This window comes from Porphyromonas circumdentaria (assembly GCF_900167105.1).
In the GTDB taxonomy this organism is placed as follows: Bacteria; Bacteroidota; Bacteroidia; order Bacteroidales; family Porphyromonadaceae; genus Porphyromonas; species Porphyromonas circumdentaria.
The window spans coordinates 71,570-90,307 of record NZ_FUXE01000009.1; the positions used below are offsets into that span (position 1 = coordinate 71,570).

14 protein-coding genes and 1 pseudogene are annotated in these 18,738 nt (G+C 40.5%); 4 read left to right on the forward strand and 11 right to left on the reverse strand.

From position 1 onward, the window contains the following. Nucleotides 1-433 precede the first annotated feature (433 nt). Nucleotides 434-2,224, forward strand: a complete 1,791-nt coding sequence (gene argS, locus B5D06_RS05275; RefSeq protein WP_078736968.1) for an arginine--tRNA ligase — start codon at nucleotides 434-436, stop codon at nucleotides 2,222-2,224. Nucleotides 2,225-2,254: 30 nt separating this feature from the next. Beyond that, complete coding sequence (gene mnmA / locus B5D06_RS05280; protein WP_078736969.1) at nucleotides 2,255-3,418, forward strand: tRNA 2-thiouridine(34) synthase MnmA; 1,164 nt, start codon at nucleotides 2,255-2,257, stop codon at nucleotides 3,416-3,418. A gap of 279 nt (nucleotides 3,419-3,697) precedes the next feature. On the opposite strand, the gene B5D06_RS05285 is transcribed toward mnmA, so the two are convergent. The 9 genes from B5D06_RS05285 to B5D06_RS05325 form a co-directional block, all read right to left on the reverse strand. Continuing rightward, nucleotides 3,698-4,279 (reverse strand): superoxide dismutase, encoded by a 582-nt coding sequence (locus tag B5D06_RS05285; RefSeq protein ID WP_078736970.1) that lies wholly within the window; start codon nucleotides 4,277-4,279, stop codon nucleotides 3,698-3,700. A gap of 171 nt (nucleotides 4,280-4,450) precedes the next feature. Then, nucleotides 4,451-5,659, reverse strand: coding sequence for an ABC transporter permease family protein (locus tag B5D06_RS05290; protein WP_078736971.1), 1,209 nt, complete (start codon nucleotides 5,657-5,659; stop codon nucleotides 4,451-4,453). Further along, nucleotides 5,656-6,300 (reverse strand): ATP-binding cassette domain-containing protein, encoded by a 645-nt coding sequence (locus tag B5D06_RS05295; RefSeq protein WP_078736972.1) that lies wholly within the window; start codon nucleotides 6,298-6,300, stop codon nucleotides 5,656-5,658. Before B5D06_RS05295 ends, B5D06_RS05290 begins: the two co-directional genes overlap by 4 nt. Nucleotides 6,301-6,402: 102 nt before the next feature. After that, the gene (locus tag B5D06_RS05300; protein WP_078736973.1) at nucleotides 6,403-7,836 is read right to left on the reverse strand and encodes a DUF4836 family protein; all 1,434 of its coding nucleotides are present in this window, start codon (nucleotides 7,834-7,836) and stop codon (nucleotides 6,403-6,405) included. Nucleotides 7,837-7,874: 38 nt separating this feature from the next. Next, nucleotides 7,875-9,320: a hypothetical protein gene (locus B5D06_RS05305; RefSeq protein ID WP_078736974.1), complete on the reverse strand. Its 1,446-nt coding sequence runs from the start codon at nucleotides 9,318-9,320 to the stop codon at nucleotides 7,875-7,877. Between the two features lie 21 nt (nucleotides 9,321-9,341). After that, a complete protein-coding gene (nfo, locus tag B5D06_RS05310) occupies nucleotides 9,342-10,193 on the reverse strand; it encodes a deoxyribonuclease IV (protein WP_078736975.1) in 852 nt (283 codons plus the stop codon). Between the two features lie 96 nt (nucleotides 10,194-10,289). Then, complete coding sequence (locus tag B5D06_RS05315; RefSeq protein ID WP_078736976.1) at nucleotides 10,290-11,270, reverse strand: Gfo/Idh/MocA family oxidoreductase; 981 nt, start codon at nucleotides 11,268-11,270, stop codon at nucleotides 10,290-10,292. A 133-nt stretch (nucleotides 11,271-11,403) separates the two neighbouring features. Beyond that, nucleotides 11,404-12,030 carry a MarC family protein gene (locus B5D06_RS05320; RefSeq protein WP_184227922.1) on the reverse strand — a complete coding sequence of 209 codons (627 nt, stop codon included), beginning with the start codon at nucleotides 12,028-12,030 and terminating at the stop codon, nucleotides 11,404-11,406. A 244-nt stretch (nucleotides 12,031-12,274) separates the two neighbouring features. Next, nucleotides 12,275-14,731 carry a TonB-dependent receptor gene (locus tag B5D06_RS05325; protein WP_078736978.1) on the reverse strand — a complete coding sequence of 819 codons (2,457 nt, stop codon included), beginning with the start codon at nucleotides 14,729-14,731 and terminating at the stop codon, nucleotides 12,275-12,277. A gap of 863 nt (nucleotides 14,732-15,594) precedes the next feature. Here B5D06_RS05325 and B5D06_RS05330 point away from each other — a divergent pair. Then, nucleotides 15,595-17,130 (forward strand): T9SS type A sorting domain-containing protein, encoded by a 1,536-nt coding sequence (locus B5D06_RS05330; protein ID WP_078736979.1) that lies wholly within the window; start codon nucleotides 15,595-15,597, stop codon nucleotides 17,128-17,130. Nucleotides 17,131-17,504: 374 nt separating this feature from the next. Here B5D06_RS05330 and B5D06_RS05335 read toward each other — a convergent pair whose 3' ends face one another. Beyond that, a complete protein-coding gene (locus B5D06_RS05335) occupies nucleotides 17,505-17,993 on the reverse strand; it encodes an ATPase (RefSeq protein ID WP_078736980.1) in 489 nt (162 codons plus the stop codon). Between the two features lie 45 nt (nucleotides 17,994-18,038). After that, a pseudogene (locus B5D06_RS05340) lies at nucleotides 18,039-18,314 on the reverse strand (ATPase); the annotation flags it as partial. A gap of 99 nt (nucleotides 18,315-18,413) precedes the next feature. Between B5D06_RS05340 and B5D06_RS05345 the strand changes: the two are divergent. Then, on the forward strand, nucleotides 18,414-18,738 hold a 325-nt coding region (locus B5D06_RS05345), incomplete at its 3' end, for a helix-turn-helix domain-containing protein (RefSeq protein WP_234989560.1).

Here is an 18,738-nt window from a genome sequence, read left to right on the forward strand (position 1 = left end):
CAGACGTGACTAAGAAGAGAAGCCCGCATTATATTCTGTTATTTACTCCGCGCCCAATAACTCCCGAAAAAAGCGGGCTAAATTAGAACCTATTATTACCATAAAAGTTTGCACATATACAAACTTGACTTAGCACCTATGGAAACTTTCAATAAGACCTATGGAAACTTTTGATAGCACCTGAGGAAACTAAAAAGCAAAAAAGCCTATTGGTTTTCGTCCTCCAAAGTTTACAAAATCAAAGATTGGAGTATTCTTTTTACGAGAAACGTTTTACCCCATCAAAAACTCAATACATCGAAAGATTTTTCGATGAATAAAAACGACAAATATGTCTTTCCTTTATCGGCTAATAACTAACTTTGCGGTTAGATTAGCACAAATGAGTGTATTCTATTGATATATAGTTCATTCACATTACATCAATTGTAAAATGTCTCTACAAGATCAATTAACTACTGCTTTTAGCGAAACTATCGGTAAACTTTATGGTGCGCAGGCTTGCGACCTGTTACAAATACAGAAAACTCGTCCCGAGTTTGAGGGGCACATAACCTTAGTAGTTTTCCCCCTCCTTAAGCTATCTCGCAAGAAACCCGAAGAAACCGCAGAAGAGATTGCACAAGCCCTTTGCTCCTCTTTTGAGTGGATTACAAGTTATAACGTGGTAAAAGGGTTTCTAAACCTATCGCTTGCTACCTCTCTATGGCTTAACACTCTACAAGAAATCGGAACTACGGAAAATTACGGTCATAAGGCTGTAACAGAGAGTGCCCCCTTGGTAATGATCGAATACTCTTCGCCCAACACCAACAAACCCCTACACTTAGGACATATTCGCAATAACCTCTTGGGGTATAGCCTCTCTCGCATACTCGATGCTAACGGACTAAAAGTAGTCAAAACCAATATCGTAAATGACAGAGGGATACACATCTGTAAATCAATGTTGGCATGGCTTAAATGGGGCAATAAGGCTACCCCTGAGTCTTCAAAGAAAAAAGGAGACCATTTGGTGGGCGACTTCTATGTAGAGTTTGATAAACACTATAAAGAAGAGTTACAAGCTCTAATGCAAAAAGGTTTGAGTAAAGAGGAAGCAGAGAGTGCCTCTACCCTCATGCAAGAAGCAAGAGAGATGCTCCGCAAGTGGGAAAGTGGAGACGAAGAAACGCTTTCCCTCTGGCGTACCATGAATCAGTGGGTCTATGATGGGTTTGACGAAACCTACCGTAGGCTGGGAGTGGATTTTGACAAGATATACTATGAAAGCGAAACCTACCTCAAGGGAAAAGAGGAGGTACTTAGAGGATTAGAGGAGGGACTTTTTGTTCGCCACGAAGATGGTAGCGTATGGGCCGACCTCAAGGAAGAGGGGCTGGACGAAAAGCTTTTGTTACGTTCGGACGGCACATCTGTTTACATGACCCAAGATATTGGTACCGCCAAACTCCGCTATAAAGACTATCCCATAGATAAAATGGTATATGTAGTAGGGAATGAGCAAGAATATCACTTCAAAGTTCTATCTCTTCTTTTAGACCGTTTAGGCTTTGCTTTCGGGAAAAATCTGGTTCACTTCAGTTACGGTATGGTAGAACTTCCTAACGGACGTATGAAGAGCCGTGAAGGAACCGTTGTAGATGCCGACGATCTGATGGATGAAATGATTGCCTCTGCTGAAAAAATAGCTCGCGAAGCTGGACGGGCAGCCAATTTTGAAGAGGAAGAACGTTGGGAAGTAGCACGTCGCGTAGGCTTAGGTTCGCTTAAATATTTCATTCTAAAGGTCGATCCTCGAAAAAATATGACTTTTAATCCAGAAGAGTCTATCGACCTCAACGGAAATACGGCTTCCTTTATACAGTACACATATGCTCGCATCCGTTCTCTACTCGAAAAAGCAGCACAAAATGGAGAAAAGCCATCAGTTTCTTCCTCTGTAGCTACCCCTCTTTCGGCTCGAGAAATAGAGTTAATACAGCAGCTCTCAGATTATCCGTCGGTCATAGAAGAGGCAGGACGCATTTACAGCCCTGCTCTTATAGCCAACTATGTGTATGACTTGGTCAAGGCCTACAACTCTTTCTATCACGACTGTCCCATCATGAAAGAGACAGATACGTCACTTCGTGGCATACGTCTCTTCCTCAGTCATACAGTGGCAGACACTGTTTGTCGTGCTATGGCACTACTCGGCATCGAAATGCCCGAGAGAATGTAACTCGGACCTCCAACGCTTACAAAAAGCCTTATGCGCTATCCCCTACCCCCACATATTGCCAATCTGCCCTCCGATACTCGTATTGCCTTACTTGCATCGGGGGGAGTAGACAGCTCCGTTGCTACACATCTTCTGGTCGAGGCTGGATTTCGCCCCGACCTATACTATATACGCATCGGCATGGAAGATGAAGAGGGATTCGTAGACTGCCCAGCCGAAGAGGATATGGAGATGGTAACACTTTTAGCTCGTAAATATGGCTTACACTACGAAACAATAGATTTGCATAAAGAGTATTGGGAGCGTGTAGTCAACTATACGATAGAGAGTGTACGCAAGGGATTCACTCCCAACCCAGATATGATGTGCAATAAATTCATCAAATTTGGGGTTTTTGAAGAGCGCATCGGGCATCAATACGACTATATTGCAACGGGACACTATGCCTTAACCGAGATTATTCATGGCAAAACATTTCTGGCTACGGCACCCGATCCCGTTAAAGATCAAACTGACTTCTTAGCACAAATAAACTTCAAACAAATCTCCAAACTACTTTTTCCCCTCGGATACTTGAATAAACATCAAGTAAGAGAAGTAGCTTTGGAAGCAGGGTTAGCAAATGCGCAACGTAAGGATAGCCAAGGCATTTGCTTTCTCGGAAAAATCAATTACAATGATTTTATAGAACGCTACTTAGGGAAAAAAACAGGACGAATTATAGAGTATGAAACGGGGAAAGTACTGGGTACTCATAACGGCTTTTGGTTTCATACTATCGGACAGAGAAAAGGGCTTGGACTGAGTGGAGGCCCCTGGTTTGTTGTAAAAAAAGACTGTAAACGTAACATCATACTCGTGAGCCGAGGCTATGACCCTCTTACGCAATATGGCAAAGAGATATACATAGAGCAATTCGACTTCATTACGGAAGATTTATTTGCCCATGGCTCAATAGGGAACCCTCTTACTCCTAAAGAGATTGAAGATGGATGCCCCATACCGATAACTCTGAAAATACGACATACCCCTGAGTTTGTCAAAGCTCTCATCTATAAAGAAAAAGACGGGGGGTATAGAATAGAGAGTGAAGAACCCATACAAGGTATTGCTCCTGGACAATATGCCGTAATCTACGATCTCAAAAAACACCTCTGTTTCGGCAGTGGCATGATTATTCGGGGAGAGCGTTAAAAGATTTGTCTTCTCTTTTATTGAGGGTATAAAACCTTTCTCTTTATTCTTCCATCAGAAATAAATTCCGATATTTGCACCTGTGTAAGCTTTTGTAGGCTCCATTGTTCTTAGTTTGTTTCTTTGTTACTACAAAGTTAAGAGCCACAGGGCTTACACATCTTTATAGGACAGTATCACCAACTTCTTCTGATACTACCAAACTGAACTCAGGTTCAAAAAAAGCACCCATACTCTAAAGTATGAGTGCTCTTTTATTAAGTCAAGAAAAACTGTGTATTACTTTGTATAACGCTCCTCGATTACAGCCCAGTTGATGATAGACCAAATGTCCTTAACGTGATCTGCACGGCGGTTTTGGTAGGTCAAATAGTAAGAGTGCTCCCAAACATCAATACCCAATATAGGGTTCAAACCTTTACGGATAGGATTGCCTGCGTTAGGTTCTTTCTCTATAGACAACACACCATTTTCATCAGAAGCCACCCATACCCAGCCTGAGCCGAAGAGAGTAACACTTGCCTCAAGTACTTCTTCTTTGAACTTCTCAAAAGAACCCCACTGCTTGTTAATAGCCTCTGCCATCTTACCGATAGGCTCACCTCCTGCATTAGGAGCAAACTGAGTGAAGTAAAGATCGTGGTTAAGAGTTTGTCCTGCATTATTGAAAATCTTTCCCTCGCTCTTGCGAACGATGTCGATCAAAGAAGCATTTTCAAACTCTGTACCCTCGATTAGTTTGTTCAGTGTGTCTACATAACCACGAAGGTGCTTTCCATGGTGAAACTCAATAGTTTCCTTGCTGATAACAGGAGCTAAAGCATCTGCACTATAGGGGAGCGTTACTAATTCGTGTTTCATACGTAATTCTCTAAATATTATTTCTACTTATTCTAATGTATTTATCTCTTTTCATAAGCAAAACACCCAGTATGTACTCTTTGTTCGCATGATTGAAAGATTTTTTTGAGTTTATAAAAGAAAGCCTCAAAAAATATGGCTCAACAAACAATTATTGGTCTAAAAATAGGCTTAGGATGCCCAAAAGGAGATAAGTTTACGGCGCAAAAAGAGCCTATGAAGAAGTGAAAGAGTGACAACAAAGAGTAGTGCAATAAATAGACTCACACCGTTAAAAGAGGAGATCGCAAGAGCTTCCCAATAAGAGCTATAAACGGCTCTTACGCTCCAAACAGCCATTACAACGATTAGCCAGGCTAAAAGATTTACACCCCATATAACTATAGTGTAGATACGACCAACCTCTTTGGGAGTATATCCTATGAGATAGAGTGTCTGTATACGCTCCCTGTTTTTAACAAGAATAAGATGAATACTCAACATTAAAAGAAAGAATGCGAGAAAAGATATGAGTAACCCGATAAAAACAATCACAGAGAGAGCAATCTTAAAAAGGTAGGCCACCCGATTATCTTGAGTATCTCCTGCCACTTCATATCCCAAATCTTTGATCCTATCTCTTATAAATGGTATTTCATTGGGTTCGACCTCTACCATGAGACGAGAGGGAGGTTGCTCTTCCTTGCTGGAAAGAAGTGAGTTACTCCAGCGTAAAAACTCTTCTGGAACGATAAAAGCGTTTATCCTTTGTGTAAATCCTACCACCCTACCCTTAAGATAAAGCACTCGACCATTGTCCCCAATCAATTGAAAATCTATCGGTATCTGCTTTATTACCGCCTCGCTCAACTGGGGTAAATTCTGACTCTCTGCCAAAGAGAAATTATATAGGGCCAAGAAATCTTTCGGTATAATAATTGGTATGGAAGGATGTTCAGCATCAAAACTCCATTGAGAGGGGGTAGTATCAAGAAAAGAATCTGGTAGCGACTCAAAAGATAATAGGGAAGCCATAGCCTCGTCGGAACAACTATGACTAATGCTTGCAATTACCTGATAACGAGCAATCCTGCACGATGCAACTTGCTTAACCCCCTTTAGGCCTTGTAGACTCTCTATCTCTTCTGGTAAAAATCTTTTATAATTACTACTCCCAAGTACCGAGCCCAACGTAGAGAGACTGTGTACTTTCTTGGATACAATCAAATACTCTTCACTCAAGTGCTTTTCTTGGGTGCTGAAAAGAGCGGAAAAATCTTGATATAATTGTATACCCAGCGTAATTATAAAGAGCCCTACAATATTAGAAAAAAGGAACCCTAATAGCTGCATCCAACTAATATGATAAGCAACCAGAAAACGACTACTCTTCTCTCTCATAGCTGGAGGGTGTATGTAAAAAGAAATTCTAATGGATAACCTACCGAAGTAACCAATAAAGAAGAGCCCTCAGAGTGTACCTTACTCTCAAAAAGAGTCGCTACTAATTTATTATTTATGGGGTCGAGGTGGCTTACAGGCTCATCCAAAATATAAAAATCGGCCTTTTGACATAATGTGCGTATAATGGCCACTCTCTGTTGCTCTCCTAATGAAAGTTGGTCTACAACAGTATTACGTTTGTCTGCAATACCTAACAGTTCGAACCAAGATTCTATCTCTTGCCGAGAATAAGCCCGAGTTAGCCTATTTTTCAACAAGACATTTTCTATACAAGTAAGGTCTTTGAAGAGCCGTAAATCTTGAGGTAAAAAGGCAAGAGAAGTGCGCCTAATAGCACTCCATTGGTTATAGTTCCACCTACTGACATCTATTGCATCAAACAAGATGCGACCCAAGTAATCTTTCCTTAAACCGTAAATAAAAGAGCAGAGCGAAGATTTCCCCGCTCCACTCCCTGCCGAGAGGAGGTAATGGTCTCCCCTTTTCAAAGAAAGGGTTTGGGACCACACCTCACTAACTAAATCCGTTTGATGAGCAAACACTTTAGGAAGAAGACCTTCCAATGTAATTGTATGCACAGTCAAAATCTATATCTTCTCAAAAGGGCTAAGCTGTGAGCAACAGATTTTTTCTATCCAATAAAAAGATACGCCCCTAACGCCAACCCTTTAGCAAGTTTATTATTCTTCGTCTAAGGGATACACTTCTTCCCTATTAGCCTTCTCTTCTTTGTCGGCTTTTGCGATTGCGCGCACTATCCCCTCTAAGATATTCTTATCTGTAGAGGCCTCATTATGAAAGACTAACTCACCTTTACTTTCTGTACCACTGGCAGCAAGAAAACCATCGAGATCATAATACCTGCCGTAGGAAGATTCTTGAAGAAAAACATTCAAAATCGACTCTTTCTTCATGTCAACAAAGAAATATCCCTTATCGGCGTTTATCAAACCAGCAAGATCGTTTTCCAAGAAAGAGGGTTTATTTAGCCCTATGGGAGATAACGACAAATAGGCTATATCATCAGTATAACCAACGAAAATAGTCCCCAAGAAGAAATTACTAAACGAAGCAACATCTCCCACATAAGTAATCTTCTCTGGCTCTATCTTTAGAAGAGACAAGATAGCTTGCTGAGCTTCTTTTCCTTTACCTTTTTTCACTTGAGAAAGTAGGATAATAGTATCAGGGAAATCATATAATTTACTCCCCTCCAGCCCGCAAGCTATAGTACCATCTAAATACGTAAACAAAGTGCGTAACTCTGGTGAGCGCCATGTTTGAGGTAAGCTCTCATAACTCTTCTGAAAATCCTTGTTTTTAACACCTTGTACAAAAAGAAAGTCTGTATTCTTAGGGAAGTACTCCAATACTTTCTTATCTATTTTAGCAGGTTGGGCAATAGGATTTTTAAAGAGTTTACCCTCGGTATCTATAATCTCAAAGTCGGCCTTAATATCTCGCTCTTCAAAAGAAATATTACCAACGATACGGTTTTTAGGTAAACTTTCGGCATCTATATCCAATAAACGCTCCGCTTGTGCCATACTCTTAGAAGGATTTATAAAGAAGCCCATGTCTCCTCGAAACATATTTTCAATCCCCTTATTATCGGCAAAAGAAGGTCCCTTATCTTTGCTTCTTTGGATAGACTCGAGAGCAAAGGGTTCCGATTTTTCATCGAAAGCAAGCCATGCCTGATGTTTATTAAAGAACAATTTTTCCTCTCCAAATTGTGCAGAGAATATACCATCTTCTTCCTGTACAGATAGCGATGTAGAAACCAAAAGATCTTTCAATGCAGAGAAATCTACAACCTTAGCGGTAGCAACAGCTGCACCCTCTTCAGCCTCCCGAAATAGTAAAATCGTTTTTACATCAATACACTTTCTCAATAAAGAGAGTTGGCTAAAGTTTTGACTGCCCAAATAACCTTCTAAGGCTTCCCCTCCTGCTTTTTTATAAAGGGAAGTTCCGTCAAAAGCCAAGACTACACCAGCATCCTGCGGAATAGAATGTAACAGTTCCTTTGCAGCATTCCTTTTGCATCCCAAGGTTACAAGAGCCAAAACAATGGCAACCAGAGTTGGCAAAGAAAAATATCTCGTCTTCATAACTAACCTCTAAAATTTATGTAAGTTCTGAACCCGAATCAGTCATCTAATTCTTCTCCCTTTTTCAGCATCACCAGTCTATGTATAAGAGTGGCAATAGGAGCAGCCTCATTATAAAAGAAAAATGTTGCGCCATCTGGTCTAAGGCTTAAAGTAGCATGACCATTTAGAGGATATCTCAAGGCCTCTTTAGCCATTTTGGCCACAGCACCTTTGGAGTTCATGTCAAGAATTACATACCCCATATCTCCCTTTATCAATGTGCTCGCTACTGGATGGTTGGCATAATTGGGTTGTGGCTTTTTCTCAAGTGGTTTAGGAGCCAAATAAAGAGTATTGTCTCTAAAACCAAGTACATACCTTCCAAAAGGAAAATCTAAACTCAAATCGTTACCATCTAACTCGTCGCCGTCACGGAAAGGAGCTAATTTGTCTGCAATAACTGAAAATATTTCACGCGAAGTTTCTCCCTTTGTTTGAACAAATAGAGTTGCATCCACGCTATTAGGCCCCTCAATTGTAGAACTTTTTGCGCTCAAAGCAAGTGCCACGGTGCCATCGATTTCTGACAATAGGAAGTCATACTGCCCTACAATAGGCATGCCAGAAAAACTCTTTAACATCTCTACCCAAGCTCTATTTTTAACGCCAACAGCAGCAAATAAATCTTGTTTAAGATCTAAGTAACTCAACAAATTTTTGTCAATAGCCCTTGCGATATTATGCTTGTCCCCGAGAGGATTTCCTTTGTCGTCCAAGAGAGCCACAGACATAGCTAATTTATCTCTTTTCAAGCTTAGGCTACCCATAAGGCGCACATCATATCGGTTAATATCATCCAAGTTGGGCTTAAGCAAAGGATTATTGGAGAAATCTACTACTGAAGTTAAGCTCTTGAGATTGACATATAGTCCTGCTTCATTGTCCAACACACTATGAATATAGCCCAGAGTACGAATAGAATTACCTCCATTCTTTTTCAAATTAACAGACTCTTTAATCAATGCAAAACCACCATTGGGAGTAATCCAAAGTTGTTTTTTATCAAAGAAAAAGCCCACTCCGTCAAACATACAATAAGAGAACTCCCCCTCTTCTTTTTCAATTTCTCCCCCTGCAGCTTGAAGAGTTTGTACAAAACCATCGTAATCTTTTATTAAAAGAGTGGTGGCAAGAGGTAGTTCGCCGTCTAAAGACATACGAGCAAAACAGAGTACTTTCTGTACATCAAGATTTTTCTTGAACAACATCAATTGAGCAAGAGTTTGAGGAGACAACATTTCCTCTAATTCCTTTTTCTGGAAAGAATCCATAATAGCATCTCCCCCTACAGCCATCAAAAGGGTTACATCCTCGGGAACTGTACCTAATAAGGCCATTTGTGGCGTGTCTTTTTTGGGGTCCTTTTTGTTACAAGACACAAAAAGAAGGGTCAAAGAGACCAAGAATAAGGGAAAAAACCCTGTAAGATTTAACTTTTTCATAAAGCAAATATTTTAATCCGTTTACTTCTCTATCAGTGAATACAGCGTCCGTATCTCTTCTGCCCATAAGGTATCATCGGGCGTTTCCAAGATAATCGGCATATTGTCCAAATTGGGGTCATTTACAATCATACGGAAGAGTTCCATTCCCATAGTCCCCTTACCCATACTCTCGTGGCGGTCTACCCTACTTCCCAACTCTTTTTTCGAGTCGTTAAGGTGGATACCCGAGAGATAAGAAAGGCCGATGATTTTATCAAACTCATTCCAAAAATCTTTGTACCCATCGGGAGTACGTATTTCATAACCAGCCGATAAAGTATGGCACGTATCGATACAAACGCCAACTCTACTTTTATCCTCTACCTTATCTATAATATAAGCCAAGTGCTCCAGCTTAAATCCAAGATTAGAGCCCTGCCCTGCTGTATTTTCGAGTACTGCTTTAACCCCAGAAGTTGCCTCTAAAGCTCTATTAATCTCCTCTGCGATGTAGGTTAAACACTGCTCTTCGGAGATTTCATTCAAATGACTACCTGGGTGAAAGTTTAAAAGTTTCAAACCCAATAGTTCGCATCGTTTCATCTCATCGCGAAACGCCAAACTACTTTTCTCCCGCATAGCAGCATCTGGGTTGCCCATATTAATAAGGTAACTATCGTGCGGAAGAACATAATCTGCCGAAAAACCATACTCCCCCATTAGTTCTTTAAAGCGATTTATACTCTCCTGCTTCAAGGGGGGAGGGGTCCACTGTCGCTGATTGCGTGTAAAAAGAGCAAACGCTTTAGCTCCAATTGCTCTCGCATTCTCAACAGCACGTTCTACACCACCTGAGCTACTAACATGAGCTCCTATATATTTATTTATCATCACGCCCCTAAATTAATGTTTTTTTACTCTCTGGCAAAAAAAATAGGTAATTAATCCTCTCCTCTTTTTGCGTAGGGGGCTATTCTCCCCTAAAATCTATATCGAAAGATAACCGTGCTCAAAGGGATGAACAGTCTTTTGCAGCTTTGCCATGGGATGATACTCTCCAACAAGCCCAACAGCAGGGGCATGGCGTATATCGTGCACTAACTGAATGCAGGGGCGTACCTCCTCGAGGCCAAAACCCTTTCCCTCCAATACATGGCGATAGCTCTCGGTATGTAGCTCTGTAAAGCCATCACTAAACTCAAATTCCTCACCATTTATCTGAATAGATCGAAATGTACGCTTTCCCTCTTTGGCCACATAAGGGGGGAGCGTATCGGCGTTTATAGAGAGGAAATAACGTACGCGAGCACGCTCAAACTCCAAATATCCCGCACAGCGGTCATGCTCCTTTATGTGTACAATATTTTTCTGTAAAGGCCCAAAAACCCACAAAAGCATATCATAGAAATGAATACCTATATTAGTCGCTATCCCCCCACTTTTACGCTCATCTCCCTTCCATGAAGTATAGTACCAATTACCCCGAGAGGTTATATAAGTAAGATCTACCTCAAAAAGTATCCCCTTTTCTGCCTTAGTAATTCTATCTCGCAAGGCAATGATGGAAGGGTGTAGACGTAACTGTAATATATTATAAATCCTATTACCTGTTTCTCGCTCTACCTCCTGCAAGGCATCTATATTCCATGGGTTAAGCACTAAAGGCTTTTCGCAAATAACGTCTGCGCCCAAACGTAATCCGTAACGGCAATGCGCGTCGTGCAGATAGTTGGGTGTACAGACCGAGAGCATGGAAATGGCCTGTTCACTCCCCCTTAATTTGGAATTGTGCCTATCAAACAATTCCTGCTCCGTAAAAAAGGAGGCTTCGGGGAAATAACTGTCAATAATCCCCACACTATCAAAACGATCGTAAGCAGACACCAGACGATGTCCTGTATCTTTAATAGCACGTAAGTGACGAGGTGCTACATACCCTGCTACGCCTATCAATGCAAAGTTTTTCATGCTAATTATTCTCCTATATCAAGGCAATGCCGTTTTATAAAATCAAGAGATAAATTGAATAGAGCTTTCTGGAAAAATCTAACAGCCCCTACTCAATCTATCTCTTATACTTGATTATACTTTCTGTAAAGTCTTATCCTCCCGTATTATAACTGGTAATGACCAAAACCAAATTCTTAATAAAGATATTGGCAGATATCGCCAAAAGAATCACACCAAAGAACTTACGAAGAGCAAATATTCCCCCCTTGCCTAACACTCTTTCGATAATCCCGACGAAACGTAACATCAGATAGATCAGTACCAAGATGGCCAACATTGCAACCGATATATTGGTATAAGAAAGTCCGTCCGAGCGTAAAGTGAGCAACGTAGTAAAAGTAGCTGCCCCCGCAAAAAGGGGGAAAACAAGTGGGACGAAGTTAGCACCTCCCTCTGGTCCATCATCTTTGAATATTTGTATCCCGAAAAGCATCTCGACCGCCAAAACAAAAAGAACAATAGCCCCTGCTACTGAAAAGACCTCTCGACTAATGTCGAAGATACTCAACATAGGCTCTCCGATGAAGAGAAAAGCAAAGAAAAGTACTCCCGAACCAAGAGTTACCACCTCTGCACTGTATTTTTTCCCTCTTTGTTTCAAATCCAAAACAATAGGTATTGCCCCTATTATATCTACTGCCGCAAAAAGCAGAGCAAAGGCTGCACCTATAGCTTCTATACTAAGACTGGCGAAGTCTGCGGTTATCCTATCCCACATAAGTAATTCTATTTTTATTTAATCTATAGCTATTTTGTTTTGACGTTATAGGGCGCAAAAAAGAGGACTGCCCCACAGAGCGAAAAACTCTTTTCTGCAACTTGACGGCAAAGTTAGCTATTTCCATTTTTTTGTAAACAAATCAAGGACAAAATACACCCTACAGCCCCCTTTTAGCAAGTATTGTACAAATTCAAAAAGAGACAGCCAAATGACGTTTGGCGTGGAAAAACTCTTGAGACACTTAGAAGTCAGCTCTCAAACGCACATTGATCTGCCTACGAGTAAGATAATTCGGTACAGCATACTGATGATTAAAAGCATCCGTTATCCAATAGTATCCGCTCACATTGGCATTATCCAAAAGATTGAAAAACTCCAGCGAAACATCTACACTCTTAAAGGCCGATAAAAAGCCATTACGCACTCTTCGTCGCGACTGCTCTTCATCGTACAGTCTGTATATAAGCCCCATATCAACACGTTTATAGCTTGCCCCTGTGAAAGCAGGCATCTGAAACTCTTGCGAGGGACGAAACTGCGGAAGGCCTCCCGACAACACCCCTCTTAAGCTGAGGCGTAACTTCTTGTAACCAGGGAAATAATCCTGAAAGAAAAGAGAGAAATTATAACTCGGGGCATTGGGTAGATCCATAGTTCCCACGTTCGGTATCGTTTGCCGACTCTTAAGAAGAGAAGCCGTAAGCCAAGAGTCAACCCCTGGAACGAACTCTCCAAAGAGTTTAACATCTACCCCAGCAATATACCCTCTACCGACATTATTTCCAAGATAGCGTACCTTGACATTGTCGACTACATAGGGGTTAAGATGATACAAATGTTTATAATAGAGTTCTGTAGATAGGCGGAACTTTCGCTCCTCTATTCTGAATTGATAATCTCCCCCCAATAAAAAGTGAAGAGAGCCCTGCGAACGTATAGAGGGGTTAAGGTGTACTTCGTTATTACCATTAGCATCAGTTACAGTAGTTCGTATTTCCTTGTAGAAAGGAGCCTGATAATAGAGCCCCGAGGCAACTCGAAAAGAAACTTTGGGCATAGCTTTTGGAGAGAAAGAGGCTACTACACGAGGACTTACTATAAACTCTTTGTTAAAACTCCAGTAAGAGGCACGCACTCCAGGGTAGAGAGAAAATGCCCCCTTAGCTGTCTCCCAATGCATCTCGTCCATGACATACGCCCCTAAGCGATGGCTCTGGAGCGCATTAGAGGAATAGAGGTTGTATAGCATCTCTATACGTTCTTCCTGTCGAGGTTGGTTGTAACCTGCCGAATCCCTTCTTGTCCATTCACTGATATAGTCGCTTACCATCTCCCTTCGATAAGATATTCCCCCTTTTAGGGTATGGGCTTCGTGTATTTTCCAAAGAGCACTATAACTGGCTGTCAGTAGCGTATAGGTCAGACGGTTACGAGCATGTTCTAAATTCGTTCCCGTAGCCAGAGCATTGAGATTGGTAGAGACTTCCGAGGTGCTATTCTTCCCTCCCCCCATATCTACATTATCAAGATAGTACGCTCCCTCAATATCATAGGTTTCTTCTTCTCCACTATTATAAACCCCTATATTAAAACTGTGCCTTTGCTCTGCAGAGGGAGTAAAAGAGAGACCTAAAGAACCAAAGAAAGAGAGAAAATGATCTCGCTCACGCCCATCAAAATAGATTTTTAGTGTCTTTGCATTGGTTACTGTACCAAAAGAAGTTTCTCGTGTTTGAGGTATAAAAGAGTAATGGGTCGATGATGTGTTGCCCAAGAAATGTAGCATCCAAGACTTATTGAGGCGTAAAGTCATGTAAGTTTGAGCATCAAAATAGAGGGGTTCATACTCTCCTTTCGTATCGAAAGTGCTCAACAAAGCCTTTCCACTCTTAAAACGCACGCCCGTTACTTGAGTAAAACGACCGTGACGAGACCCCACATAAACCTGTACCCCCTGTAGTCCAGCCTCGGCAGAGGCTTCGAAGCGATCGGGTATTTTGTATCGAATATCCAATACGGAAGACATTTTATCGCCATATTCGGCAGTAAATCCTCCTGCAGAAAAGGTTACCGAGCGCGTCATATCAGGATTGACAAAACTCAACCCCTCCTGCTGGGCAGAACGCACCAAGAGAGGTCGGTACACCTCCATACCATTGACATAAACCATGTTTTCGTCATAACTCCCCCCTCGAACGGAGTATTGACTACTCAACTCATTGTTTTGAGTTACCCCCGCGTAGGTGGCAACCAAAGACTCTACCCCACCTGTCGGAGAACTGTTAATGCGAATATTTTCTGCCGATATTCGCTCCATATTCTGCTGTTTTTTCTGGGTAGCAACTACAGTTACAGTGCTTATTTCAGTGGCCTCTTCGGGGAGCTCAACATTCAAACGGAGATCTGTTGAAATACCTTTAGGAAACGTTTTTTGTACAGACCTATATCCTAAACTGCTGAACTCTATAACAAGCGAATCGGCAGAAATGGGAAGAGAAAAAGAATAATACCCTTTCAAATTGGTGGAAGCTCCCAACGCTCGCCCCTTGACCTTTACGTTAGCAAACTCAATGGGCTTACGCTCTCGATCCAGAACATAACCATGAATACGAACACTCTGCGACCATGCACTCCCTACGGTAAGGAGTAGCAGTCCGAAAAAAAAGGAATAAGTTTTCTGAAATCTATTCTTTTTCATTGCAAATGCAAATATACATTTCACAAGAGGAAAACGAAATACTCTCCCCTTTTATTGAGTGTAGGCACTTTTATGATGAGTGCGATAATGGGCAATACTCACGCAGTAGATATACCGCTACCAACTCAATCTCGCATACAACAAAAGAGGCCTTTTTCTGAGATCTCTATTTATAGTTTCTTCTCTTTTCCAAAAACTCCTTTAGCTTACTCATAAAAAACTGAAGAACAGGAGATAAAATACGTTTTCACTCGAAGCATTTTATATTTCCAGATTAGATATACATATATTTAGATTGAATATACATATATTCAAGTTGAATATATATATACTCAGATTAAAAATAGAGAATTACTCATAGCCTTATAAGTTTCTGAATAGTAGAAAACTATTTACAAAGCAGATATAAATGCTATACAACATGTATTATAGCATGCTCTTGTTTTGAAAGAGAATCAGACTAACAACTTCTACATATTCACATTGTTATAACGCTAAAATGTTCCACATTAAGAAGATGCGTACAAGATAATAACCCGAAGAAATACCAATCGTAGCGAAGATCTACAGGGAATAAGCATTGCATTTTATTTCAATATTTTTATATTTGCGATTGTAAAAAACGATATATTATCACAAAAACAGCTTTGTCATACTCTCAAAAACAAGACTTTTCATTAAAACATATTGCAGATAGAGAAAAGGCAGAGTGAAAGATAATGAAAGCATAACAGGTTATTATATAACTGTTTTTTAAGGGAATAACTCAATACTACATTACGCAATACTAATTCTTTAGCGGTAGTAATCGGTTCTTCTTTCGCTAAAGAAAATAAACATCTAAGAACCTTGATTTCTGGTATATGAAGAAGATATTTTATTCCTTATGTTTTTTTGTAACATTTCTGAGTCTCTACGCTACGGCACAAACAAACGGGAAAAGTCAGAATGACATTAAATCCCTAAAGAGGGAACAAAGCGAGATAAAAGGTATTCGACTAAAAACTCAGGCCCAAAAGGGAAAGGTGCTGCGCATGGAAATCACAGCTAACGGCTCTTTCACTGTTAAGGGGATAGAGTTTGTAGAAAAAAAAGATGTTTTTGGCGAAATATACAACTACTATAAAGTATTACAAGAAGAGATTTTTATAGAAGGAGATATCGTCTCTTTATCTTGTAATCACTGGGAGTTAGACGCGATAGATGTCAGTCGAGCTCCTTCTCTCGAAGAGTTTTATTGTCATGACAATAAGCCAGCCTCGTTAGATTTCTCACACAACCCTCAGCTAAAAAAGCTCATTTGCAGTCTATGTGATATCAAAGCATTGAACTTATCACACAACACACAATTAAAGTTTTTAGACTGTAGTGAAAATGATTTAAGTGAGCTAAAGCTCGAGAACAACAAAAAACTACGAATAGTATCGTTTCAGAGTAATAAAATTGCCCAGGTGGATTTGGGCTCCTTAGCAGAATTAGAAGAATTTTACTGCGACAATAATCTGCTAACCTCCTTAGATTGCTCCAATAATCCCAAGCTTCAAGTTCTAAAGTGTAATACCAATCAACTGACCTCGCTAACCTTGGATAACCTTCAAAATCTAAAAGAGCTACAATGTGCTCAGAATAGATTTAAAAACCTTTCAATCAACTCCGCCTCTTTAGTAGAGTTTTTTATCTCAGACAATGTTTTAGAGCATATCTCTTTAACGGCTCCCAAACTCGAAATTTTAGTTTGTTACGGCAATCTTTTAACCTCATTAGATCTCTCAAAATGCCCCGAAATGAATACCCTATCTTGTCACACCAACAAATTCAAAACACTAAACCTTTCCTTCTCTCCCAAACTGGAATACCTCTGGTGTAACAACAATGAATTGGAAGAACTTGATTTTTCTTCAAACCCTCGCATCCTTTCAATAACCTGTTATAGCAATTCCATACGACAAAAGGCAATGGAGAAACTTATACAAACACTGCCCGCAAGAGAAGAAGCCGAGATGGCAACCATTATATTGGTTGATTCAAAAAACGAACTCGAAAAGAACGAATGCTCAGTCAAATCCGTAAATAAAATAAAAGAAAAACAGTGGAGTGTATACGACTATGACGGCGGCGAAACTCCTTACCCAGGGGTCTCGTACGAAGGGCAAAGCACCTCTAATGAGAGAGTGCATAAGAGTAGTATCCATTTATATCCCAATCCCGTTACGGATTATCTTTACCTCCATAATGAAATCAATGAATCAAAAGAAGCAAAATTGTTTTCGGAAGATGGAAATCTCCTCCTTTCAATTCCTACGACAAATTCCGTAGAGGTAATAGATTTAAGTACCTTTAGATCAGGCAGCTATATTCTACAAGTTGGCAAGGAGTCAAAGGTTATCTTGAAAAGATAATGGTAAAATAAGAATTGACAGGATTCTAAAAGAGGCTGTCTCTTGGCAGTAAGGTTGCATTCAAAAAGGTGCACGCACAATTCGGGAAAAATCCTCCTTCCTTGTTAAAAACGGTAGTGTCCGAAATAAATGCCTACTTTTGTCATGCTGTAAGCTCCGTTGTTCTTAATTTGTTTTTGCTTCTTACCACAAAGTTAAGAGCTTCGGGGTTTACACACTTTTGTAGGACAGTATCTTATCAAAATATTGACAATCAAATCTCGCTTAAAAAGAGTTTTTAAGCAACAACATAGGTAATAAAAAAGAGGAGCTTCTTTATAAGAGCTCCTCCTTCATTTCAGTTTATCCTCCGATAAAGGATAAAACTACTTTAGTTATGCTACTACAGCAGCCGTAGCTTGAACAAGTACAGGAACGACGTTGAAAATCAAGATAGCTACGAGAAGTGCTAAAATAGCGTAAAGCTCAGGGAACACGCCCATTACCATTGTTGCCCCGAAAACGTTATCTCCACCACCGATGGTTTTAATACCATTTGCGCAAACTTGTGCTTGACGGATTGCTGACATAAGACCAACAACACCCAAAGCTAATCCTGCCCCAAAGATAGCCCAAGCAGCTACCATATCGAGACCAGCACCCAAATCTTTAACAAGATTAAGTGCTAAGAAGAAGCCCACAAAACCATAAAGACCTTGTGAACTAGGCAATGCAGAAAGAGCGATGTAAGAACCAAGAGCATCTGGGTTCTTTTTCATTGCGCCAACAGTTGCATTACCGCAAATGGTAACACCAATTGCAGATCCGATACCGGTAAGAGCCACCATAATGGCAATTCCTAAGTAGGTTAGAACGAGATTCATACTTAAAAATGTGATTAAAAAATTATTTTGATTTGCTTATTATACTTAAAGTTTAAAAGGCCTGTACTCACGTCCTCCTCCCTCAAATTCAGAGTTCTTATAAAACTCTACAAAAGTCAAACGTAAAGGGTGTACAAGCGAACTAATCATACAAAGACCGAAGTTGAGACCATGCCCAAAAAGAAGAATTATACCCATCACAATAAAGTTGAGTCCTGCGGGCAAATCTCCTCCAATCTGTACAGCGAGGTTGTTAAAGACCCCTCCTAAAATTCCTCCCGTCAAACCAATGGCAAAGAGACGGATATAAGACAAAGTATCTTGTATTTTCCAGTAGTAAGTGCAACGCAAATAGAAAGAATATCCCCAGAGGGGCTAGCCCCTCTGGGGATGGGCGTCAAAGATTATATTTGCGTGAATATGAAAAAATACAACCATTTGAGCCGAGAGCAAAGGTACACAATAGATCGGCTACTACAACAAAAGAAATCTTATTCTTTCATCGCTCAAACCATTGGTGTCTCAACCAGCACCGTCTCTCGAGAAGTCAAACGCAACAAAACGGCAAGAGGAAGATACTCCTGCCATGCAGCACATATGTATGCTACAGAGCGTAAGGAGTGGCGTTGCTATCCGAGGAAATTCACGGATAAAATGCAAGAACAAGTCGTCCAGATTTTGAGAGAAAAACAGTGGTCGCCTGAGCAAATCGTGGGGCGTTTTCGGCTCAAGGGCATCCCCATCG